The organism is Mesorhizobium sp. AR07 (assembly GCF_024746815.1).
Classification (GTDB): Bacteria; Pseudomonadota; Alphaproteobacteria; order Rhizobiales; family Rhizobiaceae; genus Mesorhizobium.
On sequence record NZ_CP080525.1, the window covers coordinates 95,670 to 121,797 of the forward strand.

At 63.2% G+C, this 26,128-nt stretch carries 28 protein-coding genes and 1 pseudogene; 21 read left to right on the top strand and 8 right to left on the bottom strand.

All coding sequences use genetic code 11. The annotated features are described in order from the left end of the window. Positions 1-27 precede the first annotated feature (27 nt). From BPNPMPFG_RS00490 to BPNPMPFG_RS00500, 3 genes are all read left to right on the top strand, one after another. Positions 28-639 (top strand): hypothetical protein, encoded by a 612-nt coding sequence (locus BPNPMPFG_RS00490; RefSeq protein ID WP_258592735.1) that lies wholly within the window; start codon positions 28-30, stop codon positions 637-639. Then, on the top strand, positions 636-1,490 hold the full coding sequence (locus tag BPNPMPFG_RS00495; protein ID WP_258592736.1) for a 23S rRNA (adenine(2030)-N(6))-methyltransferase RlmJ: 855 nt from the start codon (positions 636-638) through the stop codon (positions 1,488-1,490). Before BPNPMPFG_RS00490 ends, BPNPMPFG_RS00495 begins: the two co-directional genes overlap by 4 nt. Before the next feature lie 152 nt (positions 1,491-1,642). After that, on the top strand, positions 1,643-2,095 hold the full coding sequence (locus tag BPNPMPFG_RS00500) for a hypothetical protein (RefSeq protein ID WP_258592737.1): 453 nt from the start codon (positions 1,643-1,645) through the stop codon (positions 2,093-2,095). Positions 2,096-2,259: 164 nt separating this feature from the next. Here BPNPMPFG_RS00500 and BPNPMPFG_RS00505 read toward each other — a convergent pair whose 3' ends face one another. Further along, the gene (locus tag BPNPMPFG_RS00505; RefSeq protein WP_258592738.1) at positions 2,260-2,571 is read right to left on the bottom strand and encodes a transcriptional regulator; all 312 of its coding nucleotides are present in this window, start codon (positions 2,569-2,571) and stop codon (positions 2,260-2,262) included. Between the two features lie 386 nt (positions 2,572-2,957). On the opposite strand from BPNPMPFG_RS00505, the gene BPNPMPFG_RS00510 reads away from it, so the two are divergent. Together BPNPMPFG_RS00510 and BPNPMPFG_RS00515 are read left to right on the top strand one after the other, a co-directional pair. After that, on the top strand, positions 2,958-3,434 hold the full coding sequence (locus BPNPMPFG_RS00510) for a hypothetical protein (protein ID WP_258592739.1): 477 nt from the start codon (positions 2,958-2,960) through the stop codon (positions 3,432-3,434). Positions 3,435-3,880: 446 nt separating this feature from the next. After that, positions 3,881-4,477: a glutathione S-transferase family protein gene (locus BPNPMPFG_RS00515; protein ID WP_258592740.1), complete on the top strand. Its 597-nt coding sequence runs from the start codon at positions 3,881-3,883 to the stop codon at positions 4,475-4,477. A gap of 106 nt (positions 4,478-4,583) precedes the next feature. Here BPNPMPFG_RS00515 and BPNPMPFG_RS00520 read toward each other — a convergent pair whose 3' ends face one another. Then, positions 4,584-5,243 (bottom strand): outer membrane protein, encoded by a 660-nt coding sequence (locus tag BPNPMPFG_RS00520; RefSeq protein WP_258592741.1) that lies wholly within the window; start codon positions 5,241-5,243, stop codon positions 4,584-4,586. 413 nt (positions 5,244-5,656) lie between these two features. Between BPNPMPFG_RS00520 and BPNPMPFG_RS00525 the strand changes: the two genes are divergently transcribed. The 6 genes from BPNPMPFG_RS00525 (at position 5,657) to BPNPMPFG_RS00550 (ending at position 11,183) form a co-directional block, all read left to right on the top strand. Beyond that, positions 5,657-6,421, top strand: a complete 765-nt coding sequence (locus tag BPNPMPFG_RS00525; protein WP_258592742.1) for an SDR family oxidoreductase — start codon at positions 5,657-5,659, stop codon at positions 6,419-6,421. After that, entirely contained in the window at positions 6,418-8,484 is a 2,067-nt protein-coding gene (gene uvrC, locus BPNPMPFG_RS00530; protein ID WP_258592743.1) for an excinuclease ABC subunit UvrC, read from the top strand. The genes BPNPMPFG_RS00525 and uvrC overlap by 4 nt, the downstream gene beginning before the upstream one ends. A gap of 499 nt (positions 8,485-8,983) precedes the next feature. After that, on the top strand, positions 8,984-9,580 hold the full coding sequence (gene pgsA / locus BPNPMPFG_RS00535; protein WP_023673449.1) for a CDP-diacylglycerol--glycerol-3-phosphate 3-phosphatidyltransferase: 597 nt from the start codon (positions 8,984-8,986) through the stop codon (positions 9,578-9,580). A 1-nt stretch (position 9,581) separates the two neighbouring features. Further along, positions 9,582-9,839, top strand: a complete 258-nt coding sequence (moaD, locus tag BPNPMPFG_RS00540; RefSeq protein WP_258592744.1) for a molybdopterin converting factor subunit 1 — start codon at positions 9,582-9,584, stop codon at positions 9,837-9,839. Positions 9,840-9,844: 5 nt separating this feature from the next. After that, positions 9,845-10,321 carry a molybdenum cofactor biosynthesis protein MoaE gene (locus BPNPMPFG_RS00545; protein WP_258592745.1) on the top strand — a complete coding sequence of 159 codons (477 nt, stop codon included), beginning with the start codon at positions 9,845-9,847 and terminating at the stop codon, positions 10,319-10,321. A 97-nt stretch (positions 10,322-10,418) separates the two neighbouring features. Then, positions 10,419-11,183: a YbaY family lipoprotein gene (locus tag BPNPMPFG_RS00550; RefSeq protein ID WP_258592746.1), complete on the top strand. Its 765-nt coding sequence runs from the start codon at positions 10,419-10,421 to the stop codon at positions 11,181-11,183. Positions 11,184-11,256: 73 nt separating this feature from the next. On the opposite strand, the gene BPNPMPFG_RS00555 is transcribed toward BPNPMPFG_RS00550, so the two are convergent. Both BPNPMPFG_RS00555 and ndk read right to left on the bottom strand, forming a co-directional pair. Next, positions 11,257-11,889: a class I SAM-dependent methyltransferase gene (locus BPNPMPFG_RS00555; protein ID WP_319945969.1), complete on the bottom strand. Its 633-nt coding sequence runs from the start codon at positions 11,887-11,889 to the stop codon at positions 11,257-11,259. 154 nt (positions 11,890-12,043) lie between these two features. After that, positions 12,044-12,466: a nucleoside-diphosphate kinase gene (ndk, locus tag BPNPMPFG_RS00560; protein ID WP_027048827.1), complete on the bottom strand. Its 423-nt coding sequence runs from the start codon at positions 12,464-12,466 to the stop codon at positions 12,044-12,046. A gap of 306 nt (positions 12,467-12,772) precedes the next feature. Between ndk and BPNPMPFG_RS00565 the strand changes: the two genes are divergently transcribed. After that, positions 12,773-13,033: a DUF2934 domain-containing protein gene (locus tag BPNPMPFG_RS00565; protein WP_258592747.1), complete on the top strand. Its 261-nt coding sequence runs from the start codon at positions 12,773-12,775 to the stop codon at positions 13,031-13,033. An 84-nt stretch (positions 13,034-13,117) separates the two neighbouring features. Here BPNPMPFG_RS00565 and BPNPMPFG_RS00570 read toward each other — a convergent pair whose 3' ends face one another. Next, a complete protein-coding gene (locus BPNPMPFG_RS00570; protein WP_258592748.1) occupies positions 13,118-13,810 on the bottom strand; it encodes a glutathione S-transferase family protein in 693 nt (230 codons plus the stop codon). A gap of 61 nt (positions 13,811-13,871) precedes the next feature. Between BPNPMPFG_RS00570 and BPNPMPFG_RS00575 the strand changes: the two genes are divergently transcribed. Continuing rightward, on the top strand, positions 13,872-14,384 hold the full coding sequence (locus tag BPNPMPFG_RS00575; protein ID WP_258592749.1) for a DinB family protein: 513 nt from the start codon (positions 13,872-13,874) through the stop codon (positions 14,382-14,384). Between the two features lie 49 nt (positions 14,385-14,433). On the opposite strand, the gene BPNPMPFG_RS00580 is transcribed toward BPNPMPFG_RS00575, so the two are convergent. Both BPNPMPFG_RS00580 and BPNPMPFG_RS00585 read right to left on the bottom strand, forming a co-directional pair. Beyond that, the gene (locus BPNPMPFG_RS00580) at positions 14,434-15,030 is read right to left on the bottom strand and encodes a GNAT family N-acetyltransferase (RefSeq protein ID WP_258592750.1); all 597 of its coding nucleotides are present in this window, start codon (positions 15,028-15,030) and stop codon (positions 14,434-14,436) included. Between the two features lie 111 nt (positions 15,031-15,141). Then, positions 15,142-16,083, bottom strand: coding sequence for a LysR substrate-binding domain-containing protein (locus BPNPMPFG_RS00585; RefSeq protein ID WP_258592751.1), 942 nt, complete (start codon positions 16,081-16,083; stop codon positions 15,142-15,144). 111 nt (positions 16,084-16,194) lie between these two features. Here BPNPMPFG_RS00585 and BPNPMPFG_RS00590 point away from each other — a divergent pair, with 111 nt between their 5' ends. From BPNPMPFG_RS00590 to BPNPMPFG_RS00615, 6 genes are all read left to right on the top strand, one after another. After that, positions 16,195-17,028, top strand: a complete 834-nt coding sequence (locus BPNPMPFG_RS00590) for a hypothetical protein (RefSeq protein WP_258592752.1) — start codon at positions 16,195-16,197, stop codon at positions 17,026-17,028. Between the two features lie 45 nt (positions 17,029-17,073). Beyond that, positions 17,074-18,000 carry a DMT family transporter gene (locus tag BPNPMPFG_RS00595; RefSeq protein ID WP_258592753.1) on the top strand — a complete coding sequence of 309 codons (927 nt, stop codon included), beginning with the start codon at positions 17,074-17,076 and terminating at the stop codon, positions 17,998-18,000. Then, positions 17,993-18,196 carry a hypothetical protein gene (locus BPNPMPFG_RS00600; RefSeq protein WP_258592754.1) on the top strand — a complete coding sequence of 68 codons (204 nt, stop codon included), beginning with the start codon at positions 17,993-17,995 and terminating at the stop codon, positions 18,194-18,196. The genes BPNPMPFG_RS00595 and BPNPMPFG_RS00600 overlap by 8 nt, the downstream gene beginning before the upstream one ends. A 153-nt stretch (positions 18,197-18,349) precedes the next feature. Continuing rightward, positions 18,350-18,811 (top strand): Ros/MucR family transcriptional regulator, encoded by a 462-nt coding sequence (locus tag BPNPMPFG_RS00605; protein WP_258592755.1) that lies wholly within the window; start codon positions 18,350-18,352, stop codon positions 18,809-18,811. Between the two features lie 136 nt (positions 18,812-18,947). Beyond that, positions 18,948-20,825: an ABC-F family ATP-binding cassette domain-containing protein gene (locus BPNPMPFG_RS00610; protein WP_258592756.1), complete on the top strand. Its 1,878-nt coding sequence runs from the start codon at positions 18,948-18,950 to the stop codon at positions 20,823-20,825. A gap of 160 nt (positions 20,826-20,985) precedes the next feature. Next, a complete protein-coding gene (locus BPNPMPFG_RS00615) occupies positions 20,986-23,094 on the top strand; it encodes a molybdopterin-containing oxidoreductase family protein (RefSeq protein ID WP_258592757.1) in 2,109 nt (702 codons plus the stop codon). 12 nt (positions 23,095-23,106) lie between these two features. Here BPNPMPFG_RS00615 and BPNPMPFG_RS00620 read toward each other — a convergent pair whose 3' ends face one another. Beyond that, positions 23,107-23,586 (bottom strand): Lrp/AsnC family transcriptional regulator, encoded by a 480-nt coding sequence (locus BPNPMPFG_RS00620; RefSeq protein WP_258592758.1) that lies wholly within the window; start codon positions 23,584-23,586, stop codon positions 23,107-23,109. Positions 23,587-23,690: 104 nt separating this feature from the next. Here BPNPMPFG_RS00620 and BPNPMPFG_RS00625 point away from each other — a divergent pair, with 104 nt between their 5' ends. Both BPNPMPFG_RS00625 and BPNPMPFG_RS00630 read left to right on the top strand, forming a co-directional pair. Further along, positions 23,691-24,899 carry a diaminopropionate ammonia-lyase gene (locus tag BPNPMPFG_RS00625; protein ID WP_258592759.1) on the top strand — a complete coding sequence of 403 codons (1,209 nt, stop codon included), beginning with the start codon at positions 23,691-23,693 and terminating at the stop codon, positions 24,897-24,899. After that, a pseudogene (locus tag BPNPMPFG_RS00630) lies at positions 24,896-26,120 on the top strand (Zn-dependent hydrolase). Before BPNPMPFG_RS00625 ends, BPNPMPFG_RS00630 begins: the two are co-directional and overlap by 4 nt. The last annotated feature ends 8 nt before the right edge of the window (positions 26,121-26,128 follow it).

Consider the following 26,128-nt stretch of genomic DNA (forward strand, 5'->3'; position numbering starts at 1 on the left):
GTGTTTGCGTTACCTGTGGTGATATGCATGCGCTTTCTCTTTGTCCTGATCCTGCTCGCCGGCATCGGCGCCAGTTTCATCTATCCCTTTGCGATGAGCAATTTCTCCGGCCATGAGATCGGTACGTGGCGGGTCTACGAGCAGGGTCGCTTCAAGCCGGTGACGGTGCCGCTCGCCGGCCGCGACGCACCGGTGCGGGTGCTGGTCGATCTGACCGCGAGGGCCGAGCGCATCGTTTCGCAGCAGCGCACGGTGCTGACGCTGACATCGGCCACCAATGGCCGCACGGTGCTCGCCTCGACGCTGCGGTTCAACCATTCGGACAACCCGCGCCAGGCCAGCCCGCAACTGCCCGACAAGATTTTTCGCGATGAGGCCGGCCTCATTCCAACAGTCAGCCCCGGTCAGTATCTCTTCACCGTCGGCCCGGGCGATGCCGAGGACATTCCGATGCGCGCGGTCGATCTGATCCTGCGCTCCGGTGCCGGCGAGATCGACAGCCGCGCGCGGCCGGTCGGCTTCGCGCTGATGGCGATTGGCCTGATCGGGTTCTTGCTGACCTTGCGCTTTGGCGGCGGCCGGCCGGAAAATCCGAACTCGCAGCCGCCACCGCCGCGCTGGGGCAGGGGCACCACGTGAACTACCGCCACGCCTACCACGCCGGAAATTTCGCTGATGTCGTCAAGCATGTCGTGCTGACGCGGCTGCTCGACTATCTCAAGCAGAAGGACAAGGCGTTTCGCGTCATCGACACCCATGCCGGCATCGGCCGCTACGATTTGTCGTCGATCGAGGCGCAGAAGACCGGCGAGTGGCAAGGCGGCGTCGGTCGTCTGATCGATGCCTCGTTCGCCGCGCCGGTGGCGGCACTGCTCGCGCCTTATCTGGAAACCGTGCGGTCGCTCAACCCAGATGGCGGCATCCAGAAATATCCGGGCTCGCCGCTGATCGCACGCCATCTCATGCGCAAGCAGGATCGGCTGTCGGCGATCGAACTGCATCCCAAGGATGCAGGCAGGTTGAGGACGCTGTTTGCCGGCGATTTCCAGACCCGTGTCATCGAGCTCGATGGCTGGCTGGCGCTCGGCGCGCATCTGCCGCCGAAGGAAAAGCGCGGCCTGGTGCTCATCGATCCGCCGTTCGAGGAAGCGGGCGAGTTCGACCGCCTCGTCGACGGGCTCATAAGGGCGCACAAGCGCTGGCCCGGCGGCATCTATGCGCTGTGGTATCCGATCAAGGACCGCAAGGCGATCATCGCCTTTCGCAAGGCGCTGAAGCAATCCGGCATTCCGAAGTTGCTCGACATAGAGTTCGAGATCAGGCCCGCGTCTTCGGAACCCAGCCTCGACGGCAGCGGCCTGCTGGTGGTCAACCCGCCTTTCACGCTGGAGGGCGAACTGCGGACGCTGCTGCCGGCCCTGCACAGAGTGCTCGCCGTGGGAAAGCCGGCGCACTGGTCGCTGGAATGGCTGGCCGGCGAGCAGGCTTGATCGCCAGGGACAGCAAGATGCGTTGCGGGCATGCCGGGGTGGCGAAAAAGCTGCGGACGCCAGGTCAAGGCTGTTCACCATCGTCAGAGCAACCGCTTGACCGCCGCCAAGCGAATCCGCACAGTGCGCGCAACCGACCATATGAGGCTGCCATGACTCGCTTCGCCAAATCCGCACTTGCTGCTCTGATTTCGCTCTGCACGCCGCTAGCCGCGCCTCTCGGCGTCACGCAAGCGGTCCAGGCCGCCGACCTTGGCGTCTATTCCGACGACGATGGCGGCGTCTGCGGCCAGCCCTGGGTGCTGAACAAGATCACCAGCCGCTTCTCCCACCAGGTGCATAATGTGCCGCATCTGCCGGACGTGCAGATCACCGATTTCCGGCGCATCCACCAGCATCGTTATCTGGCGGCCAACGAAAGCTGGCCGATCGGCCGCCGCTACTGCGGCGCCACCGTCAGCCTGTCCGATGGCCGCAATCGCACCATCTGGTACCTGATCGAAGAGGGCCAAGGTTTTGCCTCGATCGGCGACAATGTCGAATTCTGCGTCTCGGGATTCGACCGCTGGATGGTCTACAACGGCCGCTGCCGCGTCCTGCGCTAAACGCGGCTTTCCCGTTTCGTTTCCTTTTCGCGCCCGCAACTCGATCGGCGGCGGGCGCCTTCCTGGTAGCAGCGAGCCGGGTCAACCGCGCGGCGGGCGGTGTTATGATCGGCGCCGCGTCGCAGTGTTTGCCGCGCGCTGAGGAGTTTCACGCAATCGCAGCGCTATTTTCTGCGCGGCTTCGCCTCGGCCTGATCGAAAATTTTGCGCAGGAAACCGACGTGACCGCGGAATGCGCGCCGTCCACTCGTCGTCGCCCTGACCCGCGTCTGCGGCCGGCGGCCGACGAACAGTTTTTCGACATCGATATAGCCAGCCCTGGCCAGCGTATCGAGATGCGCGCCGAGATTGCCGTCGGTGGCGCCCACGATGGCCTTCAGCCGGGTGAAGTCCAGCACCTCGCGCCTTTCCAGCGCGTTCAGGGCGGCCATGATCCTGAGCCGCGTGCTCTGATGGATGATTTCGTCGGCGCTCATGAATTGGCTCCGATGCAGCGAAGCCAGAAACGATCACCGATGAGGTCGATGCCATGGGACGCCGTCCCGGCGATCTCGGACAGCGACAGCGTCGCTTGCTCTTGTGCGATCGACATCGAAGCACTCCGCATCTCTCGTAGAATACTCTGCGATGTAGAGTCATCTGTCAATTCTTCGTGGCGAACGGGCGATGAGACCATGCTTGACAAGGTGATGCAGCAATCGGTCGTCGCCTTGCTCTCGTGATCCGTGTAGATCGTCCGCTGTAACCAAAGTTTAAGCTGCGAAAATCAGTTTATTGCTTCGCTGGCTAGAGAGCCGCGAGTCAGATATGCATTGCCCGCCGAGGTCATTCACGGCCGTCGGCGTAACGCAAGGGGCATGACATGGCGAAGCAGTCGTCTAAGGCGCCGGCATCCAAGACACCGGCAAAGAAAGCACCCGTGAAAGCCGCGACGGCGAAGGTCGCGGCAGCAGTGAAAAAGGCAGCGCCCGCGGCCAAGCCGAAGGCAGCGCCCGCGAAGGCAGTGGCAAAGCCTGCTGCGAAGGCCGCACCGGCCAAGAAGCCGGCAGCAGCAAAGGCCGCGGCAAAACCGGCAGTGAAGAAGGCAGCGCCCGCGAAGGCAGCGGCAAAGCCGGCTGCAAAGGCAGCAGCACCGGCCAAGAAGCCGGCAGCAGCCAAGGCGGCGGCGAAACCCGCTGCCAAGAAGGCGGCGCCTGCTAAGGCAGCGGCAAAGCCGGCGGCCAAGGCAGCACCGGCCAAGAAAGCGGCGGCTGCTGCGACAAAGCCCGCCGTGAAGAAAGCCGCGGCCCCCAAGGCCAAGGCAGCACCGGCAAAGGCGAAGGCGCCGGCCAAGAAGTAGACCAGGACTTGTTGGAGCCTGCGTGTCCTGCTGGATGCGCAGAGAAGGCTCCGACTTCTGCAAACGGCACATGTTCATTCCGGAAATCGCAAGCGGTTTTCGGGCTATGCGCAGCATCGTGGAGGAAGAGGACCAGGGCAGCAAAGCGAGGCGCCGGACAGGCTGCCTCGTTTGCTCGCGCGGTTCGGGTTTCCTTCGCGCCTGGTCATGATACGAATGCCCCGCCGCGAGGCCGGGGCTGCAAGGCATTGAAGCAGGGCCGGCCGTTCCGCTCTGTTGCGGTTTTCTTGATCCCGTGTGGATCGCGTATTCGCCCGTAGCCTGGTCACGATGGTCATGGCAGGAAACCATCGCCGGTTTTCTGGCAGCTGGTTTTTTCGTCGCCTGGCCATTGCCGGCCAGTCGCTCCCGGTTGAAAGTGCCGGCCGGCGAACAGGAACCCGATCATGCCCAGACTGCTCTATGCCTCTTCTTCTCCCTATAGTTCCAAGGTGCGCATGGCAGCAGCCTATGCCGGCATCGCCATCGATCTCGTGCCGGTCAAGACCGAGGACAAACCGGCCGAACTGATCGGCGCCAATCCACTGGGCAAGATTCCGGTTCTGATGCTCGATGATGGCCGCTCGATCCATGACAGCCGTGCCATTACCCAGCACCTCAACCGTGTTTCGAAGAGCGCGCTGTTTCCGCGCAATCCCGACAAGCGGCTCGAGGCGGAGATGCTGGAGGCACTGGCGGACGGCATTTGCGACTGCGCGCTGTCGATGGTCTATGAGCGGCGCACGCGGCCGGAGGAAATAGTCTACCAGCCGTGGCTCGACCGGCAATGGGCGAAGATCACGGCAGCGCTCGATCTGCTCAACGCCAACCCGCCAAAGCTGCCGAAGAAGATCACCGCTGGCCACATGGCCTTGCGCGCCTGCCTTGGCTATCTCTCACTGCGCTTTGCCGGAAAGTGGGAAAAGGGCCGCGCCCGCTTGACGCGCTGGGCGGCACGCTTCGACGAGAAGTTTCCGGAGCTGAAAGGCTGTATTCCCGGATGATCGCTTGATCATCCCCGGGATGATCGCTTGATCACCCATTGACCCATCGGACACAAAAAAAGCCGGGCGCAAAGGCCCGGCTTTTTCGTGTCGTGGCTTGAACGACTTAGAACTTCATGCCGACGCCGAAGGTGACGCGGTTGTCGGTGGCCTTGACCTTGCCGATACCGCCACCGAAGTCCTTGCTGCCGAAATCGGTGTAGCGATACTCGACGCGGCCGAACACATTGTCGGTCAGCTTGATGTCGGTGCCGACACCCGCGGTCCAGCCGAGCATGGTAGCTTTATCGCTGGCGCCCAGGACGGTATCCTCCACCTTCAGGCTCTTGCCGGCGAGACCGCCGGTGCCATAGAGCAGGATTTGCGGGGTCACGGCGTAGCCAAGGCGGGCACGCAGCGAGCCTTCGAAGCCGCCCTTGGAGTTGATGCCGTTGTCGCTACCCTTGACGCCGTTGTAGCCAAGTTCGGCTTCACCGCCGTACACAAAGTTCTCCTGCTGCCACTGGTAGCCGCCGAAGACACTGCCGACGAAGCCCTTGGTAGTGGTGTCAATGCCGAAATCCTTTTCCTTGGTACGGCCACTGAAGCCATAGCCAACATTGAGACCGGCATAGGGGCCTGCCCACGAAGCGACCGGAAGTTCGGCAACCGGCGCGGGTGCCGGCGGCTCTTCCTGGACGACGTCCGCGGCATAGGCGGTTCCACTGAGGGCGAAGAGCCCGAGCGCCACGGCCAGCGGCCGTGCGAATTTGAAATTGGCTTGCATTGTTCTTTACTCCTTAAGCCACAGGACACAGGCTTGTTTCTCACGATCGCCATCGACCCGTCCGGGGGGTGAAACGGATCTGGCGTTCGTCGGTTCTAAATGTCGTGTCAAAATACGGCTGAAGCGAACCTGAACTTGGGTCATTCCCCGGCGCGAATGAGGCGGAACCTTGACGTTGCATCTTCGCAACAGCGAAATGGCAGGAGCCGTTCCATGCTGCGCTGCACACCGCTTGGTGCAAGGAGTCCAGCGTCCTATATTGCGCTTGGGTGGTTCCGAGTCCAAGACGAGTCGGGAGCCCGGATCGGCCGCTTCGCCACAATGCTGCCCCAGGTGCGAACGCCATTTAACGCATGCCGGGCCATATTTCGCCGGCACCGTTTTTTCGGACCGAAATTGAGGATTGACACCATATGAGCAAAGCCACTGCCACGGCTCTGGTGACCGGCGGGGCGAAACGGATCGGCAGGGCGATCGTCGAAGATCTCGCCGCCCACGGCTTTGCCGTCGCCATCCACTGTAACCGTTCACGCAATGAGGCGGATGCGTTGGCCGGCCTGGTCAACCGGGCCGGCGGCCGCGCCGCCGTGGTCGCCGCCGACCTGACCGATATGGACGCCGTCAGCGACCTCGTCGGCCAGGCCGATGCGGCGCTTGGACCGATCTCGCTGCTGGTCAACAATGCGTCCCTGTTCGAGGACGATTCGGTCCTGGACTTCGACTGGCGGGCCTGGGACCGGCACTTTGCCGTTCATGTGAAGGCGCCGGCGCTGCTGGCGCAGAATTTTGTCCGGGCATTGCCGGCAGGGCAGGAGGGTCTGATCGTCAATATGATCGATCAGCGCGTCTGGCGGCCGACGCCGCGCTATTTCTCCTACGCGCTGTCGAAGTCGACGCTGTGGACGGCCACGCAGATGATGGCACAGGCTCTTGGGCCGCGCGTCCGCGTCAATGCCATCGGCCCAGGGCCGACCCTGAAGAATGTTCGCCAGGACGACAGCGATTTTGCCGCACAGCTCGATGGCCTGATCCTCAAGCGCGGCCCCGAATTGCCGGAATTCGGCGCCACCATCCGCTATCTCTGGGAAGCGCGCTCCGTCACCGGCCAGATGATCGCGCTCGATGGCGGCCAGCATCTTGCATGGCAGACGCCCGATGTGACAGGCATGGCGGAATGAGTCCTGTAGACCACAAAAGCAAGCCGCGCGGCGCCGCCGACGATCTGCCCCCCGATATCGACCTTGAGGACGAGGCGGCGGAAGAGATTGTTGCGCCTGCTGGGCCTGATGTCGCCTTCACCGCCATCGACTGGGCGCCGCATGCCGGCGACGCCGAAGGCATGGTCGGTGCCGAGGTGATCCAGACGCTGGTCAAGCGGCTGCCCAATGCGCCCGGCGTCTACCGCATGATGAACGCCGCCGGCGACGTGCTCTATGTCGGCAAGGCGCGCAGCCTGAAGAAGCGCGTCACCAATTATGCCCAAGGCCGGTTCCACACCAGCCGCATCGGCCGCATGGTGCGCGAGACGTCGACGATGGAGTTCGTCGTCACCCGCACCGAGATCGAAGCGCTGTTGCTCGAAGCCAATCTTATCAAGCGCTTGCGGCCGCGATTCAATGTTCTGATGCGCGACGACAAGTCGTTTCCCTATATCCTCTTGACCGGCGACCATGTCTCGCCCGGCATCTACAAGCATCGCGGCGCGCGGTCGCGCAAAGGTGATTATTTCGGCCCCTTTGCTTCGGCTGGCGCCGTCGGCCGCACCATCAACTCGCTGCAGCGCGCCTTCCTGCTGCGCAGCTGCACCAACTCCTTCTACGAGAACCGCACGCGGCCGTGTCTTCTGTACCAGATCAAGCGCTGCGCCGGCCCCTGCACCGGAGAGGTTTCGGCCGCGGACTATGCCGAACTGGTCGGCGAGGCGAAGGACTTCTTGTCGGGCCGCAGCCAGAAGGTGAAGACGGAAATCTCGGCCGCCATGCAGCAGGCCTCGGAGACCCTCGATTTCGAGCGCGCCGCCATTTATCGCGATCGGCTGGCGGCCCTGTCGCATGTGCAGAGCCACCAGGGCATCAACCCGGCGACCGTCGACGAGGCCGATGTCTTCGCCATCCATCAGGAGGGTGGTCAGGTCTGTATCCAGGTGTTCTTTTTCCGCACCGGCCAGAACTGGGGCAACCGCGCCTATTTCCCCAAGGCCGATCCGGCGCTGGAAGCCGCCGAGGTGCTGGGCTCGTTCCTGGCGCAATTTTACGACGACAAACCGACGCCGCGCGCCATTCTTCTGTCGCACGCCGTCGAGGATCAGGAATTGTTGGCCGAGGCGCTGTCGACCCGCGCCGGCCGCAGGGTCGCGATCTCGGTGCCGCAGCGCGGCGAGAAGAAGGACCTGACCGACAACGCCTTGCAAAATGCACGCGAGGCGCTCGGCCGCCGGCTGGCCGAGACCTCGACACAAGGCCGGCTGCTTGCCGGTTTTGCCGAGACTTTCGGTCTTGCCAAGCCGCCGGTGCGCATCGAGGTCTACGACAATTCGCACATCATGGGCACCAATGCCGTCGGCGCCATGGTCGTCGCCGGGCCGGAAGGGTTCGTGAAGAACCAGTACCGAAAATTCAACATCCGCTCGACCGAGATCACGCCTGGCGACGATTTCGGCATGATGCGCGAGGTGATGGAGCGACGCTTTTCGCGGCTGCTCAAGGAGCATGGCGATGTCGCGACCGACGACGCGGCTGCGGCGCAAGCGGGTGACGACATCGAGGACGACATTTCCGGCAGTTTTCCGGCCTGGCCCGACGTCATCCTGATCGACGGCGGCCAGGGCCAGATGACGGCGGTACGAAAAATCCTCTCCGATCTCGGCATCGAGGACCGCGTCGTGGCCATCGGCATCGCCAAGGGGCAGGACCGCGACGCCGGCCGCGAGCGCTTCTTCGTCAGGGGCAGGGACTCGTTTTCGCTGCCGGTCCGCGATCCCGTTTTGTATTTCGTGCAGCGGCTGCGCGATGAGGTGCACCGTTTCGCCATCGGCTCGCACCGTGCGCGCCGCAAGAAGGAGATGGTCAAGAGCCCGCTCGACGAGATCAGCGGCATCGGTCCCGGCCGCAAGCGGGCGCTGCTCATGCATTTCGGCACCGCCAAGGCGGTCAGCCGTGCCGCCATCGAGGATCTGAGGAAGGTGGACGGTATTTCCGAACAGGTGGCGAAACTGGTCTACAATCATTTTCATGAGAGTTGAAAATGTATGGGAGTCAGGTCTGCCTGTTGGTCGGACGGCCTGCGCCGTCCGGGCGTTTCGGGATTGGCATCCAATGGCATACGGCGCGGCCTATGTCGCACCAAAGCGTGCTAAAGCGGCATAGATGCCTAGGAAGCCGAAGCCGCCGAGACCACCCTTGTCGTGCGTGATCTGCGATAAGCGCATGAAGCGAACGCGCCACAATGGCCAGAAGCTGTATTGCGGAAAGCGATGCACGAAACGTGCTGCCGAGTTGCGCGCGGCGGCGCGGTTGCAGGCTTCGGGACATTGCGACGTTCGTAGGTATCCGCCGATGTTTTAGCGAGGCGGCGGGAAAGTTGCGCAATTTGTCGTGAATAATTATTTCGACGGGAGCTGATGCATGTCCCCAAAAGTGCGCGGCGGTTCGTGCTTTTCGGCTGGCCAATCGATTTTGGCCTGTTGACCCCCTACAACAGCTTCTGATTTGAGTAGGCAGGCAGAAAGAAGTTCCCCAGACATGGCCAAGCGCGCATTCAACCTGCCCAACATGCTCACCTACGCCCGCATCGTCGCGGTGCCGCTGGTGGTGCTGTGCTTTTTTCTCGAGGGACATCTGAAGTCGAGCGATTTCGCGCGCTGGTCGGCGCTGATCATCTTCCTGCTCGCAAGCATCACGGACTACCTGGACGGCTATCTGGCGCGCGCCTGGCAGCAGACCTCCAACATCGGCAAGATGCTCGACCCGATCGCCGACAAACTGCTGGTCGCGACCTGCCTGCTGCTTTTGGCTGCCGACACCGACCGCCATGCCGGTATTGCGGGATGGTCGCTGTGGGCGGCGATCATCATCCTGTGCCGCGAAATCCTGGTTTCGGGCCTGCGCGAATATCTGGCGGCGCTCAAGGTCTCGGTGCCGGTGACGCAGCTGGCAAAATGGAAGACCGCCATCCAGATGGTCGCCATCGCCTTCCTGCTGGCGGGGCCTGCCGGCGACAAGATCTTCCCGCTGACCACCCAGACCGGGCTGGTGCTGCTGTGGATCGCGGCTCTGGTCACGCTCTACACCGGCTACGACTATTTCCGCGCCGGCCTCAAGCACATCATGGACGAGTGAGATGACGACCCGGCTCATCTATTTTGCCTGGGTGCGCGAGCGGATCGGCCTGCCCGAGGAAGACGTCGACTTGCCTGCGGGCATCGAGACCGTCGCCGACCTCCTGCGCTGGCTGAAATCGCGCGGCGAGGGCTACGAGCACGCGCTGCAATATCCGGAAGTGATCCGCGTCGCCATCAACCAGGAACATGTCGACCACCGCGAGAAGATATCAGGCGCCCGCGAGATCGCGCTGTTCCCGCCGATGACCGGGGGCTGACCCACATGTCGGCCGCAATGGTGCCGACGGTGCGCATCCAGCGCGAAGATTTCGACGTCGCTGCCGAGATCGCCGCACTGACGCAGGGTCGCGCCGACATCGGTGCGGTGGTTTCTTTCTCCGGCCTATGCCGCGACGAGCAGGGCACGCTCTCGGCGCTCGAACTCGAGCATTATCCAGGCATGGCGGAGGCCGAGATCGCCCGCATCGCCACAGAAGCGGCTCAGCGTTGGCCGCTGCAGGGCCTCACCGCCATCCACCGCCACGGCAAGATCGCGCCCGGCGAGAACATCGTGCTGGTGGTGGCCGCCTCGGCGCATCGCCAGGCGGCGTTCGAGGCGGCGAACTTTCTCATGGACTACCTCAAATCGCGCGCGCCCTTCTGGAAGAAGGAGCATCGCGCCGACGGCTCCGACGGTGGCTGGGTCGAGGCCAGGGAAGCCGACGCCAAGGCCGCACAGCGCTGGAAACCGTCCGAATAAATCCTGCCGCAGCCATGCATTGACCGCAATCCTTTGGCCAATTGACCGCGGTTGGTCAGCCCAGGGCATTAGCCAGCCCCGGGCAAGGGAGATGGTCATGCTGGACAGGATCGCCGAGTTCTTCGTCTTCGGTTTCGTGCCTTTGATCGTCGGCATGTTGGCCGTGCCGGAACTGTCCGTCGCCGCCGAAAGGGCCGTGCGAGGCGAGGTGATCTACCGCGAGCGCATCGCCTTGCCGCCCAGCGCCGTGCTCTCCGTCCAGCTTGCCGACGTCTCGCTGGCCGACGCGCCGGCCACGATCATCGGCGAGCAGAAAGTGAAGCCGGCCGGCCAGGTGCCGATCAGCTTCGAGATCAAATTCGATCCTTCCGTCATCCGGTCGCAAATGACCTATGCGTTGCAAGCCCGGATTACCGTCGACGACAAGCTCCTGTTCATCTCCGATATGCGCCATCAGGTCGATCCGCTGACCGACGCGCCGCAGACCATCATGCTGAAGATGGTCGCGCCGAGCACCGAGCCGACGGCTTCCGTCTTCGGCCAGGTCTGGCTGGTCGACTATGTCGACGGCATTGGCGCCATCACCGCGCCGCAAGCGACGTTCAGGGTCAGCGAGGCCGGCAAGGCAGGCGGCAGCGGCCCCTGCAATACCTATTTCGCCACCGCCAAGGTCGATGGCCAGGCGATCGCCATCAGCGACATCGGCTCGACCTACAAGGCTTGCGCACCGGAGGTGATGGCCGAGGAAAAGGCGCTGTTCGATGCACTGGCCAAGGCTGCGTCATACAGGATCGATGCCGGCAAGCTCGTCATATCGGGCAAGGATGGCCACGAGATCCTGCGCTTTAGCGCCGCGAGCTGAGGCACCTTGAGGCCCGGGCGCATGGCCTGACGATGCATCTCGATACGCTGATGCCGGGCTGAAACAGATGCTCTCACCCGGCTCGTTCGAACACGGCGCCGTAGTGATAGGGCGGCACCTCGACCAGTTCGGCAAGCCTGAGGCCACCCGCCTCGGCGGCCGCGATGGTCTGTTCCGGCGACAGCCTCAATTCGGTCTTGGGTCCGCGAGGCTCGCCCTGGACGATCGTTGTTTCGCGCGGACGCTGGTGCCAGTTGACGATGGCGAAACGGCCGCCTCGGCTGAGTGCGGCCCGCACCGCGCGCGCCAAACGCGGCCGGTCCGGAACGCCGTGAAAGGCGTTGGCCATGAAGATGAAGTCGGCGAGTCGAGGCACCAGGCTTGCAAGCTCATAGGCGTCGCCGGCGACGAAGTCGCAATTCGTCGCGCCGCTTTCGACCAACCGGCGTCGGGCGGCTTCGAGCAGATCGGCATCGATATCGATAGCGACGACATGACAGCCCACCTTGGCGATCGGCAGCGTGAACCAGCCGTCACCGCAGCAGAGATCGATCACCTCCATGCCTGACTTGATCCCCGTTGCCGAAAGCACGGCGGCCGGGTCTGGCCACAGCGCCTCCCACCAGTCGCTGTTCGGCATCTCCGTGCCTTGGAAGAAACCCGGAATGGCACTGGTCATGTAGAGCTCGGCTCCATTGTCGGTCACTTCAGTTCGATGTCTCAACCCTAGCGCATGTCGCCCCAAAATAGTCCCGGTTTGAGAGAACGACGTTGCATTCGTGCGCGACACCTGACCACTGCGTAATGAAAAAGGCCGGCGAAAACGCCGGCCTTTCTGGATCAGACTTTGTGATGTCTGCTCAGCCGACGATTTCGGTGTCCGAGAACCAGTACTTGATCTCTTCGGCGGCGGTCTCCGGCGCATCGGAGCCGTGCACCGAGTTTTCGCCGATCGACAGCGCATGCACCTTGCGGATGGTGCCTTCGGCGGCATTGGCCGGGTTGGTGGCGCCCATCACTTCGCGGTTCCTGGCAATGGCATTCTCGCCTTCCAACACCTGCACGATGGTCGGTGCCGACGACATGAACTCCACCAGTTCGCCGAAGAACGGGCGGTCCTTGTGGACGGCATAAAAGCCTTCCGCCTCACGGCGGCTCATCCACACCCGGCGCGAGGCGATGACGCGCAGGCCGGCCTCTTCCAGCATCCTGGTGATGGCGCCGGTGAGGTTGCGCCGGGTTGCGTCCGGCTTGATCATGGAAAAGGTGCGTTCGAGCGCCATGGGTCGTCCTTGTCTGTGAATGGAATTGAGAGTGGCGGGCTCTATACAAGCCGCCCGGCCCATTGCCAAGGGGTGAGGCCAAAGGGGTGAGGGATGGTCCGCGAAGCGGATGGAAAGCCAATTGCTTGGCTTTCAGAGTAACGAACGCCCGGAGCGATGCGAAGGGCCGGAACGCTGAGCGTTTCCGCGCCGGGCCGGCGCCGATGGGGCGGACCGGCAAGCGAGATCGGATGGCTGTAATGCGGTGCTTTGCTTGCTATAGTCGCGTGTCGGCGCCGCGCTGAAGTCGGCCCGAATGGAGACACCATGAGCATGACAGACGATCGTCAGGAACGCATTCGCAACCGCGCGCATCAGATCTGGCTGCAAGAGGGGCAACCGGCTGGCCAGCATGATCGCCATTGGCATCAGGCGGCAGCCGACATCGACCAGGAGGATGCCGCGGGGAAATCGGCAGCCAAGAAGCCCGCCAAGAAGGAAGCCGGCGCCGGCAAGGCAAAAGCCGATGCCAAGGAGGCGAAGGCCGCCAAGCCGAAGACCAGCAAGCCAAAAAAGGCGGCCAAATAAGGCCTGGCTGTCTCGCTGCGGACCTTCCTCGCAAAGGGTTGACGGCTGTCGTGCTGGCCTTGTGTAGGGCCAAGCGCTACGGCGTCATGCCGCTGCCGCCACCTTTCGTGCCAACCCGCCGTGCAGGTCGAGGCAGCGGGCGAACCACTGCGCCACCACGTCGCTGTCGTCGAGCAACTGGTAGGGCGAGGCTATGCGCGCCCATTGCAGGGCACCGAAGACGATGTAGTCGGCAAACAGCGGTGACCTTCCGCCGATGAATGGCTGATAGGAGAGCATCGAGCGCAACGGTTCCAGTGCGGCTCGAAACGCTGCCAGCCCGGCGTCGCGAGCGGTGACGACGTCCTCCAGCCGCTTGCCGAGGCGCTGCTCGCGGCTCCGGCGGAAATAAGCGGCGTTCTCCTCGTCCTGCATGGCATGGAGGTCGATTATCGCGGCGGTGGTCACATAGGGATGGATGGTCAGTTGCGACCAGCGCTCGACGAAGCGCGCCATCGCCTTGCCGCCTTCGCCGCCAAACAGCGTCGGCCGATCGCGATAGGCTTCGTCGAGATAGAGTGCGATGGCGAAGGAATCGGCGACGACCTTGTCGCCGTCGCGGATCACCGGAACGGTTTTCGAAACACCGCCTTCGACAGCGGGCACCTCAAGAAAACGCGTCGGCGCGGTTGAGATGTCGAGCCCTTTGTGGGCAAGCGCCATCGCCACCTTCCAGCAATGGGGGCTGAACGGACGTGCGGTGTCGCGTCCGACGAGGTCATAGAGCAGAATGGTCATTGGCGTCGGCCTCCTCGCGGGTTAGGTAGGCGCCCGCATCGACGCGAGCCGAGGGGAAACCATGAGACAGCATTTCATGATGTTTGCGGCCTATAATCAATGGGCCAACAACCGCATCTATGATGCCGCCGCCTTGCTCGACGAAGAGGAATTCAACCGCGACGTCGGGGCCTTCTTCGGCTCGATGATGGGTACGCTCAACCACCTGCTGACAGCCGATCGCATCTGGATGAAGCGCTTCACCGGCGAGGGCGACGCGCCGACGACGCTGGACGCCATTCTGCACCGGGCCTTGCCTGGACTGCGGATGGCGCGTGAAGCCGAGGACAAGAGGATCATCGACTGGGTCGGCGGTCTCGGCGACAAGGCGTTGGCGGGCCGCTTCACCTATATGACTGTCTCCGACATGCGCACGGTCTCGCAAAGGCTGGCGCCGGCGCTGGATCATGTCTTCAACCACCAGACCCACCACCGAGGCCAGGCGCATACGATTCTGACCATCCTGGGACGGCCCAGCCTGGGTCTGGACCTCATGCTGTTCCAGCGAACCGAGGAGGGCAGGTCTTTCGCCTGATCCGGGTGATGTTTTCGTTGCAGTCCGAAAGTTGAGCGGCCGGCGCTGACTATCGCTGCATTTTGTGCTGCAGCATTGTCTTTACGTCCGGCCACTCGGAATCGATGATGCTGAACCGGACGGAGTTGCGCTTCCTGCCGTCCGGCATGATGCGCTCATTGCGAATGGTTCCCTCCTCCTTCGCTCCTATTCGCAGAATGGCTGCCCTTGACGCGTCGTTCAGTTCGTCCGTGGTGAATTGCACGCGGACGCACTGCATGACCTCGAACGCGTGGGTCAGGAGAAGATACTTCGCCTCGGTATTGATCCCCGACCGCTGAACCGAGTTGCTGAGCCAGGTATGCCCAATCTCCAACTTTCTGTTGGTGCGATCGATCTTCCAAAACCGTGTGCTTCCGCAGATCTGTCCCGTGCTGCGCAGGACGATTGCGTATGGCATGACAGTGCCGGCCTGTCGCCCAGCCAAGGCGTTGGCAATATATCCGTCGATCGTGCCCGGTCCCGGAACCACCGTGGCCTTCAAGTTCCACAGCTCACCATCCGCTGCTGCGCTCAGAAGCGCCGACGAATGTTCCTGCTGAAGCGGCGTGAGCTCGACGGTCTTGCCGACCAGGGTGGGTTGTACGGATTGTAGGTAGGCATCCATATCAGATGGCTCTCAACTCCGGACATTGCTTCTGATCGGTTGATTCTTTCGGTGGACAGCCAATCCGACCATCCGACGCTCGCGCGAATGGATTTCCGGACGCCTCGACGCTCAGCCGCGGATCTCGCTGTCCAACTGGCTCTGCGTCAAAGCCGCCTCCGTCATGACCCACTGTTTGAACAGCGACACCTTGCGCGCGGCAGGGACCTTGCGAGGGGAAACAAAATACCAGCCAGCCATGTTCGGGTGGTGGACGGCGAAGGGCGCCACCAGTTTTTCGGCGCGGATATCGCTGGCCATATAGGCACGATTGGCCACCGCAAAACCCATTCCGGCGTTGGCCGCCTCGTAGGACATCATGCATGAGTCGAAGTAAATGCTTCTGGTCTCGCTGAGCACGAAGCTGGCGCCGGCGAAGCCAAGCCAGGATTGCCAGTTCTGCGTGCAAGTGTCGGAATGCAGCAGCGTGAAGTGCTTGAGGTCGTCCGGTGTCACCTTCGACAGCGGCTTGTCGCCGAGGACCTCATGGAACAGCTTGCGGCTGCACACCGGCGTCAGGTCTTCCCGAAACAGCAGATCGGATTGCAACCCGTGAAACTGGCCGTCGCCATAGCGGATTTCGAGATCGAACTCGGAAGTCGTGAACTCATGCGTCGCGTAGGATGTCGAGACCCGCATCACAATATCGGGATATTGCCGCTGGAACATCGGCAGGCGCGGAAATAGCCAGCGTGCCGCGAAGGTCGGCAGCACCGATATCTTCAACACATGCTCCTGCGATTGCCCGGTCGCTTCCATGCTGGCGGCGACGATTCGCTCCAGCGCCTCGCGAACGCGCGAGACATAGGTCTCACCCTCCGGCGTCAACGACACCGCGTTGCCGCCGCGCTGGAAGATCTTGAAACGCAGTTGATCCTCCAGGCTTTTCACGCGCTGGCTGACCGCTGAAGCGGTGATGAACTGTTCCTCGCCGGCGCGCGTGAAATTCCCGTGCCTCGCAGCACTCTCCACGATTTTCAGCGAATTGAGGTTGACCTGACTGAGCAGACGCACGGGCTTCGACCTTAAGCTGGGCTTACTCTAGCACCAGCATTCCTAATTTTACAGGGGTAGGTGAACTAATCGACTGTTTACCAAGTGTTGCCCCCATCCTGGAGAAGTACAATGAACGCACATACAATTCCCGAACTGCGCTATGCGATGAGCCGAGAAGCCATCATCGGCCATGAAACAGCCTGGAAAGTGTCCAGCTTCGGCGTCGCGCAGTATCTGCACGGCTATGACCCGGCACTGCTTGCCGCGATCGAGGAGGCTGCTCTGAAGCTCAAGGCCAGCCATGCCGTGCACAAGCACCTCGACCTGACTTTCATCACAGGCGCCGACCGTTTCATCCCCGAAATCAAGGAGTTGCTGCACGACAAGCTGCGCCTGGAGCGGCTGTCCGACATGATGGGCACCAAGCTGGAGCCCTATCCGCTGTCGATCGTCGGCTCGACCGTCACCTTCATGAACCCGAAGGACGGCGCCGTGGAATGGCATTGCGATGGCGTTCCGGTCACCGAACTCATTCCGCTGTCGATCAGCAATCCGCTGGTCGGCGGCCATCTCGAAATCTACTGCGACGACTCCGAAACCGGTCGCGCCATCCTCGAATCCGGCCGCGAGATCCCGCGCAACCGTGTCATGCGCATCGATCACAAGATGAACTACGCGACGCTCGGGCAGTTCCTTGGCATCCTGCATCGCACCGCGCCGATCCAGTTCGGCGAGCGCGTCACGCTGGTGCTCAACCAGCGCTCTGTCGCCAAACCCTATGTCGACGACAACCGCATGTTCTATCTTGCCGCCGACAACGACCATGACCGCGAATGGGTCAATGAACTGGCCGAGGACGTCTGGACCAACCAGTTGCCGGCCTATCGACGGTTCGAGGACGAGCGTCCCGTCCCGGTGTCGCCCGAGGCGCCGATTCCGGGCGGGGCCAGGGACACATGGTAATGAGCCATGATCCCGAAAAGTGGGAGCCGGTTTTCGGACAAGATCATGGTCGAACACAGAGATAGAGCTCCATACCGATTCCTTCGGCATGGATCAGGCTCGGTATCCGCGCTGGTCTTCGCTGCCGGCGCGGTCGCGTTGTGGTCGACCAATGCGCTGGTCGGCAAATCCCTGCTGGCCAGCCACCCCGTGTCGCAAGTGCAGTTCCTGCAATTTACAGGAGCCGCGCTCGTCTTCGCCGCCATCCGGTTGATGAGCCGGGAAAGAGCCGCGCCGCTCACGGCGACGGCCGCGCTCGTGCCTCTCGCGGTCGGCTTCATCGGTCTGGTCGGCACCATGGTGCTACAGTACATCGCCTTCGCTTCGATGCCGGTCATCGAGGCCAATCTGGTGGCCTACACCTGGCCGTTGATGGTCGCGGCGGCGGTCATCGCCTTGGAAAACCCGCGGCGCCCGGCACTGCTGGGCCTTGCCGCGGCCGTGGGGTTCATCGGCGTCGCGCTGGTGATTTCGGGAGGGCGCGACCAATCCTGGCTCCAGGGCGATCTCGTCGGCTATCTCGCCGCATTCGGCTCTGCGCTGTGCATGGCCTTCTATTCGGTCATGGTGGGGCGGCTTGCCACCTCTTCGGATCGCCTGTTGTTGCCGTCGTCGCTGATCGGCGTCGCGTTGACGTTTCTGTGGTGCGTTCGCGCCGGCGGCGCCTGGCCCACCGGCGCGGACCTGGCTCTCGGCCTCTATCTCGGCGCCGGTCCCATGGGGTTGGGCTATTACTTCTGGTCACGTGCCTTGAAGCTCGAAGGCAGCGGCAGGGTCGCGGTCGTCGCCTATCTCACGCCGATCGCTTCGACGCTGCTGCTGACCTTGTCTGGCGAGCGGCTGACGATGACGGCCATTGCCGGAGCCGTGCTCGTCATCGGCAGTTGCGTCGCGGTCGGCGTGGAACGTTCGGAGGCCGAAAACCATGTTTGACGAAAATGAACGTCTCGCCAGGCAGGAAGCGCATTGGCTGATCAAGGAATTTGGCGCCGAGGCGCCGCTTTACGCCGCGATGAAGGCCGAAAAGGCGATAGAACAGAAGGATTTTGGCCGTTGCGCCCGCTGGAAGCGTATTCTAGAGATATTGGCCGACAGCCATACTGCGAACTCTGTTAGTTCCAAGTATTAGATTTTCTAATTTGCGCAATGTCGGTTTTCCATGAAAAGTATCTTTAGCGAGTCTTGATTCCTTGTCGAGACTTGGCGGTCCGTTGGGGGACTCGGTCAAAGAGATACATCGGCATAAGTCTTCGCTGGGGTGGACGACTTTGTCGCAAATAGGATGAAAGAATTGTCAAACATCGATGATAAGACCGTTATCGAGCTAACGGCCGATATTGTCTCGGCCTATGTCGGCAACAATCCGCTTCCGGCTTCCGGCTTGCCTGAGCTGATTGCCAGCGTCAGCGCTGCGGTTCGCAAGCTCGCCGGCGCGGCTGTCGCCGAAATCCCAAGCCTGGTTCCGGCCGTGAACCCGAAGAAGTCGGTGTTTCCCGACTACATCATCTGCCTTGAGGACGGAAAGAAGTTCAAGTCGCTCAAGCGGCACCTCAGGACGGATTACGGCCTGAGCCCGGACGACTATCGTGCCAAATGGGGTCTGCCGCCAGATTATCCGATGGTCGCGCCGAATTACTCGGCGACACGTTCGGCGCTGGCAAAGTCGACGGGACTTGGCCGCAAGCCGGCAGCAGCGCCGGCCGCGGTGGTCAAGGCCACCAAGCGCGGCAAGGCGACTGCCTGAGCGCAGCTTGACTGCAGCGGCAAGCCGCTGACCGGCTGCTTTGACGGCGCCCTGCGGGCGTCGTTTTCAGGCCTTGTGCGACCAACTGGCCCGCAAGGTCTTGCGAAGCGTCGATGTCCGGTGCAAAAGCCCCGCCATGCTGATCATCAACGACCTTTCGCTCCGCATGGCCGGACGCCTGCTTCTCGACCATGCCTCGCTGACCTTGCCGGCCGGTACCAAGGCCGGCCTTGTCGGCCGCAACGGCACCGGCAAGACGACGCTGTTCAAGGCCATCACCGGCGACCTTGCTTCCGAGACGGGCTCGATCAGCCTGCCGAAGAACACGCGCATCGGCCAGGTGGCGCAGGAAGCGCCAGGCACCGAGGACCCGCTGATCGAGATCGTCCTCAAAGCCGATCTCGAACGGACGGCACTGCTCGACGAGGAAAAGACGGCGACCGATCCGCACCGCATAGCCGACATCCACATGCGGCTGGCCGACATTGACGCGCACTCAGCCGAGTCCCGCGCCGCCACCATTCTCGCCGGCCTTGGCTTCGACGACGCCGCGCAAAGGCGCCCCGCCTCGTCCTTTTCCGGCGGCTGGCGCATGCGCGTGGCGCTCGCCGCGGTGCTGTTTTCCGAGCCCGACCTCCTGCTGCTCGACGAGCCGACCAACTATCTCGATCTCGAAGGCACGCTGTGGCTGGAAAACTATGTGTCGAAATACCCGCACACGGTGCTTCTGATCTCGCACGATCGCGACCTGCTCAACCGCGCCGTCAACTCGATCGTCCATCTCGACCAGAAGAAGTTGACCTTCTGGCGTGGCGGCTACGACCAGTTCGAGCGCCAGTATACCGAGCAGAAGGAACTGCAGGAGAAGGGCCGCGTCAAGCAGGAAGCTGCCCGCAAGCATATGGAATCCTTCGTCGAGCGCTTCCGCGCCAAGGCCTCCAAGGCGAGACAGGCGCAGTCGCGGATCAAGGCGCTGGAGAAGATGAAGCCGATCGCGGCGATCGTGAACGATACGGTGCGGCCATTCTCGTTCCCGGAGCCGGTCAAGACGGTGGCTTCGCCGATCGTGGCGCTGAATAATGTCAATGTCGGCTACACCGAAGGGCAGCCGATCCTGAAGAAGATGACGCTGCGCATCGACGCCGACGACCGCATCGCACTGCTCGGCGCCAACGGCAACGGCAAGTCGACCTTCGCCAAATTGCTGTCCGGCCGGCTCAAGCAGGAGAGCGGCACCATGACGGTGGCGCCTGGGCTGAAGGTGGCGATCTTCGCCCAGCACCAGCTTGATGATTTGCGGCCGGACGAAAACGCCTATGAGCATGTCCGCCGGCTGATGCCGGAGGCGCCGGAATCCAAGGTGCGCGGCCGCGTCGCCCAGTTCGGCCTCACCACCGAAAAGATGAACACCCCCGCCAAGGATCTGTCGGGCGGCGAGAAGGCGCGGCTGTTGATGGGCCTGTCGGCCTTCGAGGGCCCGAACCTGTTCATCCTCGACGAACCGACCAACCATCTCGACATCGACAGCCGTGAATCGCTGATCCATGCGCTGAACGAATTTCCGGGTGCGGTGATCCTGATCTCGCACGACCGCCATCTGCTGGAGGCGACGGCCGATCGGCTGTGGCTGGTCAAGGACGGTGCGGTCAATCCCTATGACGGCGATCTCGAGGATTATAAAACACTGGTCACCGGTGTCTCCGGTGACCGCCGTGGCAAGCGCGAGGCGGACAAGGCGTCAAAGGCTGACCGTCGCCGCGATGCGGCTGCGCGTCGTGCCGCCTTCGAGCCGCTGGCCAAGGAAATCCGCGCCACCGAAGCGCTGATGGACCGCATCCGCAAGCGCATCGACGGCATCGAGGACGAACTGTCCAATCCGGCCGTCTACGAAAAGGATCCCTCGACAGCGACCCGGCTGGCCAAGGAGCGTTCGCAGCTTGCCCAGACGCTGGCCGGCCACGAGGAAAAATGGCTGACCATGTCGGCGGAATATGAAGAAGGCACGGCGGAGTGATTACCCTCCCCCTTGTGGGGAGGGTCGATCCGCGAAGCGGAGCGGGGTGGGGCAGCGCGGCGGTTCACCCCACCCCGGCGCTGCGCGCCGACCCTCCCCATCAAGGGGAGGGTAAGAGCTGGCCCTACACGCCGCGCCCGGAACCGGCTAACTTGACCCCATGAACCAGCACGCGAACCTCAGAATCGGCCATTCAGCCTGTCCGCATGATTGTCCCTCGACCTGCGCGCTTGAGGTCGAGCTGCTCGATGGCAACCGCATCGGCCGTGTCCATGGCGCCAAGGCCAACAGCTACACGGCAGGCGTCATCTGCGCCAAGGTCGCCCGCTATGCCGACCGCGTCCATCATCCCGATCGTCTGCTGAAACCGCTGGTGCGGGCCGGCGCCAAGGGCGACGGCGCCTGGAAGGACGCGAGCTGGGAGGCAGCGCTCGACCTCGTCGCCGAAAAATTCATCGCGGCAGAGGAGAAATACGGTTCGGAGACGGTCTGGCCCTATTACTATGCCGGCACGATGGGGCTGGTGCAGCGCGACGGCATCGACCGGCTGCGCCATGCCAAGAAGTATTCCGGTTTCTTTGGGTCGATCTGCACCAATCTCGCCTGGACCGGCTGGATGATGGGGGCCGGCGCCTTGCGCGGGCCCGATCCGCGCGAGATGGCGAAATCCGACTGCGTGGTGATCTGGGGCACCAACGCCGTGGTCACCCAGGTCAATGTCATGACCCACGCCATCAAGGCGCGCAAGGAGCGCGGCGCCAGGATCGTCGTCATCGACGTCTACGAGAACGCGACGATGAAGCAGGCCGATCTCGGCCTTGTGCTGAAGCCTGGCACCGATGGCGCGTTGGCCTGCGCGGTCATGCATGTGCTGTTCAGGGAAGGCATGGCCGACCGCGCCTATCTCTCGAAATACACCGACGACCCGAAAGGGCTCGAAACGCACCTTCGCACCCGAACGCCCGAATGGGCGGCTGGTATCACGGGTTTGACGGTCGCCGAAATCGAGGCCTTTGCTCGCCTCGTCGGCACGACCAAGAAAACATATTTCCGCCTCGGCTATGGCTTTGCGCGCCAGCGCAACGGCTCGGTCAACATGCACGCGGCCGCCTCCATCGCCGCCGTCACCGGCTGCTGGCAATATGAGGGCGGTGGCGCCTTCCATTCCAACTCCGGCATCTTCAAGCTCAACCAGGATGTGCTGGAAGGCACGAAGATGCGCGATCCCTCGATCCGCTATCTCGACCATTCGCGCATCGGCCCGGTGCTGACCGGCGCCAGCGATGCGCTCTATGGCGGCCCGCCGGTGACGGCGATGCTGATCCAGAACACCAACCCGGCCAATGTCGCGCCCGAACAGCGTCTCGTGAAGCAGGGTTTTTTGCGCGACGACTTGTTCACCTGCGTGCACGAGCAGTTCATGACCGACACGGCCAGGCTCGCCGATGTCGTGCTGCCGGCGACGATGTTCGTCGAGCACGACGACATCTACAAGGGCGGCGGCAACCAGCACATCACGCTCGGCCCCAAGCTGATAGAGCCGCCGGAAGGGCCGCGCACCAACCATTTCGTCATCGAGGAATTGGCGCAGCGCCTCGGTGTCGCCGACCGCCCGGGTTTCGGCCTGACCGAGCAGCAGCATATCGACATCATCCTGGGCAAGCGCGGGCTGGGCAGCTTCGACAGCTTGAAGGAAGACAAGTGGATCGACCTGCAACCGGATTTCGAGGCCGCACACTTCATCAACGGATTTGGTCATGCGGACGGAAAATTCCGCTTCCGCGCCAACTGGACCGGGCAGGCGGCGCCCAACCGGCCGCCAAAAAGCATGGGCCTGTTCGGGCCGGTGGAGCGGTTGCCGGAATTTCCTGATCATGTCGACCTGATCGAGGTCGCCGACGAGGCGCATCCGTTCCGGCTGGCGACATCGCCGGCGCGCAACTTCCTCAACTCGACTTTTTCCGAAACACCGGTGTCGAAGGCAAAGGAAGTGCGGCCGGAACTGCTTCTGCATCCCGACGATGCGGCGGCTCATGGGCTGGCCGACGGAGACCGTGTCGAAATCGGTAACCAGCGCGGCGAGGTGGTGCTGCACGCAAAACTGTTCGACGGCATCAAGCGCGGCGTCGTGATTGCCGAAGGCATCTGGCCGAACAGCGCGCATGAGCGCGGCGAGGGCATCAACGTGCTGACCGGCGCCGATGCACCCGCACCCTATGGCGGCGCTGCCTTTCACGACAACAAGGTGTGGCTGCGCGCGGCCGGGTAAGGTCGGCAATTCTCATCCGGGCAAGGGCACCGTCAGCCCGACCTTGACGCGGTCCATGGCGACGAAGGTCCGGAACTTCCGCACATTGTTGCTGTCGAAGAACAGTTTTCGCGTCAGCGCCTCATAGGCGCCCATATCGGCCACGGTGATGACCAGAATGAAGTCGGCCTCGCCTGTGACGTAGTAGCACTGCTGTACCTCAGGGGCGGCCGAGAATTGCCGCTTGGCCGCGTCGATCAGTTCGGTGCGCTCGCTCTCGAGTTCCACCTCGACGAAGATGGTGATGGGCTGGCCGACCGCCGATGGCTCGACTAGGGCAACATTGCCGGCAATGACGCCGGCCTGTTCCATGCGCTTGATGCGGCGCTGCACCGCCGGCGCCGACAGGTTCACGGCTTCGCCGATCAACCGCTGCGGCGTCGTGTTGTCCCGCTGCAGGATGGCCAGAATGGCGAGATCGAAACTGTCGAGCGAGGGCGGGGACAAAGGCAATGGAGGCATCCTGACGAAACAAACTTGCATTTCGAGGGTCGTATTACAGCGCTCTTTGCGCCTCTCCTGCAATATATTATCACTGAACGCCAAGGAGGCCGCCAGTGTTCCTGCTCAACCAGAATGCCTTGCACCGCCGGCCGCTCGATCCGGCCGATGCCGAAACGCTTGGAGTTGCCGGGGCCGACACGGTCGAGCGTTTTCTTGCCCATCGCGACAATCACCTGATGACACCGCTGCATGCGCTGCCGGCGCTGGCTACTGAACTTGGCCTCGGTGCGTTGCATATCAAGGATGAGGGCCTGCGCCTCGGCCTCGGCAGCTTCAAGGCGTTGGGCGGCGCCTATGCCGTCTTCCGCCTGGTGCTGGAAGAGGCCAGCCGGTCGCTTGGTCGGCCCGTCGATGTGGCCGATCTCAACCATCCGGATGTGCGGGCGGTCGCCGCAACGATGACGGTTGCCTGTGCGACCGATGGCAATCACGGCCGCTCCGTCGCGCAAGGTGCGCAACTCGTCGGCGCGCGTGCGGCTATCTTCGTCCACGCCGGCGTCAGCGAGGCGCGTATTGCCGCCATCGCTCGCTATAGCGCCGAGATGATCCGCGTCGACGGCAATTATGACGACTCGGTCAGGCAAGCCGCTCAGGTTTCGGCAGAGAAGGGCTGGACCGTGGTGTCCGACACTTCCTGGCCGGGTTATCAGCGCATTCCCGGCCTGGTCATGCAGGGCTATACGGCGATCGTGCGCGAGGCGCTGCGCCAACTCCGGGAGCCGCCAACGCACGTCTTCGTCCAGGCCGGTGTCGGCGGCATTGCCGCCGCGGTGGCTGGCCATCTCGCCATCGTGCTCGGCGACGCCAGACCGATTTTCATCGTGGTCGAGCCTGCGCGTGCCGCCTGCGTTGTCGCGGCCGCGCAGGCCGGGCATCCGGTCAAGATCGCGCATGGTCAGCCGACGGTGATGGTGATGCTTGAATGCTACGAGGCCTCGCTGGTCGCCTGGCGGGTGCTGGCGCGCGCCGCCGACGCCTTCATGACGGTGGATGAGGACGAGGCCATCGCGGCGATGCGGCGGCTGGCACGGCCGGCCGCCGGCGATCCGGCGATCGTCGCCGGCGAAAGCGGCGGTGTCGGCCTTGCCGGGCTGATCCGGGCGGTGGCCGACAACAAGGCTGCTCTCGGACTCGACGGAAAATCCCGAGTGCTGGTGATCAACACCGAAGGCGCCACCGACCCGCATCGCTATGCCGAACTGGTTGGCATGTGCCCGGCCGATGTGCTGGCCGGCCAGGCGCTTTTGGGAGCAACGTCGTGATCGCGATCGAAGCGCGGCGCCTGCTTGGACGCATCCGTGAACTCGGCGACGTCGGCCGGGATAGCGAGGGCAGGCTGGTTCGCCTTGCCGCCTCCGATGCCGACAGGCTGGGCCGCGACCTCTTCGTCGGCTGGCTCAGGCAGGCCGGGCTCGATGTCGCCGTCGACCGGGTTGGCAACATTTTCGGCATCTGGCAAAGCGCGGTCAATGCCGGGCAGGCGCTGCTGCTCATCGGCTCGCACATCGACACCGTCATCGATGCCGGCATCTATGATGGCTGTTATGGCGTGCTTGCCGGGCTGGAGGTGATCGAGACGCTGAAAACATCAGGCTTTTCGCCGTCGCGCCCGGTCGCTGTCGCCGCTTTCACCAACGAGGAGGGCGTGCGCTATACACCCGACATGATGGGCTCGCTGGTGCATGCCGGCGGCATCGGCGTCGACACGGTGCTGGCGGCCGTCGGCACCGATGGCAGCGTGCTCGGCCAGGAGCTTGCCCGCATTGGCTATGCCGGCGACCGGGAACCCGGCTTCCTTAAACCGCACACCTATCTGGAACTGCATATCGAGCAGGGACCGGTGCTGGAGCGCGAGGGCCTGCCGATAGGCGCGGTCGAGAATCTGCAAGGCATCTGCTGGCAACGCATTACCATCGACGGCATCGCCAACCATGCCGGCACCACGCCGATGTCGATGCGTAGCGATGCCGGCCACGCCGCCGCTCGGATCATCACTTACATGCACGACCGGGCCAAAGGCTCGAACACGCCGACGGTCGCCACCGTCGGCACGATGCGCTTCGAGCCCAACGCCATCAATGTCATTCCCTCGCGCGCCATCTTCACCGTCGATCTGCGCGATCCCGATGAACAGCGCCTGCAGGCGGAGGAGGCCGCGCTTGCTGCCTATCTCGAGCAGCTTTCCGCAGCCGAAGGCGTGACGATCTCGGTGGAGCGGCTGGCGCGCTTCGAGCCCGTGATCTTTGATATCGGCATTGTCGAACGGATCGAGGCCGCCGCGAGAAACCGTGGTCTCGGCGTCAAACGCATGACGTCCGGCGCTGGCCACGATGCGCAGATGATGGCGCATCGCGCCGGCGGCTATGATCTTCGTGCCGAGCGCCGGTGGCATCAGCCACAATCGGCGCGAGCACACCGAAGATGCCGAGCTTGTTGCCGGCGCCAACATCCTGCTTGATGTGGTCACTGAGCTTGCCAAGTAGGTCAGGAG

Bases quoted from the DNA above. Each gene is read 5' to 3' on its own strand.
- BPNPMPFG_RS00490 (WP_258592735.1), top strand. From the start codon at position 28: ATGCGCTTTCTCTTTGTCCTGATCCTGCTCGCCGGCATCGGCGCCAGT.
- BPNPMPFG_RS00500 (WP_258592737.1), top strand. From the start codon at position 1,643: ATGACTCGCTTCGCCAAATCCGCACTTGCTGCTCTGATTTCGCTCTGC.
- BPNPMPFG_RS00505 (WP_258592738.1), bottom strand. From the start codon at position 2,571: ATGAGCGCCGACGAAATCATCCATCAGAGCACGCGGCTCAGGATCATG.
- BPNPMPFG_RS00510 (WP_258592739.1), top strand. From the start codon at position 2,958: ATGGCGAAGCAGTCGTCTAAGGCGCCGGCATCCAAGACACCGGCAAAG.
- BPNPMPFG_RS00515 (WP_258592740.1), top strand. From the start codon at position 3,881: ATGCCCAGACTGCTCTATGCCTCTTCTTCTCCCTATAGTTCCAAGGTG.
- BPNPMPFG_RS00520 (WP_258592741.1), bottom strand. From the start codon at position 5,243: ATGCAAGCCAATTTCAAATTCGCACGGCCGCTGGCCGTGGCGCTCGGG.
- BPNPMPFG_RS00525 (WP_258592742.1), top strand. From the start codon at position 5,657: ATGAGCAAAGCCACTGCCACGGCTCTGGTGACCGGCGGGGCGAAACGG.
- uvrC (WP_258592743.1), top strand. From the start codon at position 6,418: ATGAGTCCTGTAGACCACAAAAGCAAGCCGCGCGGCGCCGCCGACGAT.
- pgsA (WP_023673449.1), top strand. From the start codon at position 8,984: ATGGCCAAGCGCGCATTCAACCTGCCCAACATGCTCACCTACGCCCGC.
- moaD (WP_258592744.1), top strand. From the start codon at position 9,582: ATGACGACCCGGCTCATCTATTTTGCCTGGGTGCGCGAGCGGATCGGC.
- BPNPMPFG_RS00545 (WP_258592745.1), top strand. From the start codon at position 9,845: ATGTCGGCCGCAATGGTGCCGACGGTGCGCATCCAGCGCGAAGATTTC.
- BPNPMPFG_RS00550 (WP_258592746.1), top strand. From the start codon at position 10,419: ATGCTGGACAGGATCGCCGAGTTCTTCGTCTTCGGTTTCGTGCCTTTG.
- ndk (WP_027048827.1), bottom strand. From the start codon at position 12,466: ATGGCGCTCGAACGCACCTTTTCCATGATCAAGCCGGACGCAACCCGG.
- BPNPMPFG_RS00565 (WP_258592747.1), top strand. From the start codon at position 12,773: ATGAGCATGACAGACGATCGTCAGGAACGCATTCGCAACCGCGCGCAT.
- BPNPMPFG_RS00570 (WP_258592748.1), bottom strand. From the start codon at position 13,810: ATGACCATTCTGCTCTATGACCTCGTCGGACGCGACACCGCACGTCCG.
- BPNPMPFG_RS00575 (WP_258592749.1), top strand. From the start codon at position 13,872: ATGAGACAGCATTTCATGATGTTTGCGGCCTATAATCAATGGGCCAAC.
- BPNPMPFG_RS00580 (WP_258592750.1), bottom strand. From the start codon at position 15,030: ATGGATGCCTACCTACAATCCGTACAACCCACCCTGGTCGGCAAGACC.
- BPNPMPFG_RS00590 (WP_258592752.1), top strand. From the start codon at position 16,195: ATGAACGCACATACAATTCCCGAACTGCGCTATGCGATGAGCCGAGAA.
- BPNPMPFG_RS00595 (WP_258592753.1), top strand. From the start codon at position 17,074: ATGGTCGAACACAGAGATAGAGCTCCATACCGATTCCTTCGGCATGGA.
- BPNPMPFG_RS00600 (WP_258592754.1), top strand. From the start codon at position 17,993: ATGTTTGACGAAAATGAACGTCTCGCCAGGCAGGAAGCGCATTGGCTG.
- BPNPMPFG_RS00605 (WP_258592755.1), top strand. From the start codon at position 18,350: ATGAAAGAATTGTCAAACATCGATGATAAGACCGTTATCGAGCTAACG.
- BPNPMPFG_RS00610 (WP_258592756.1), top strand. From the start codon at position 18,948: ATGCTGATCATCAACGACCTTTCGCTCCGCATGGCCGGACGCCTGCTT.
- BPNPMPFG_RS00615 (WP_258592757.1), top strand. From the start codon at position 20,986: ATGAACCAGCACGCGAACCTCAGAATCGGCCATTCAGCCTGTCCGCAT.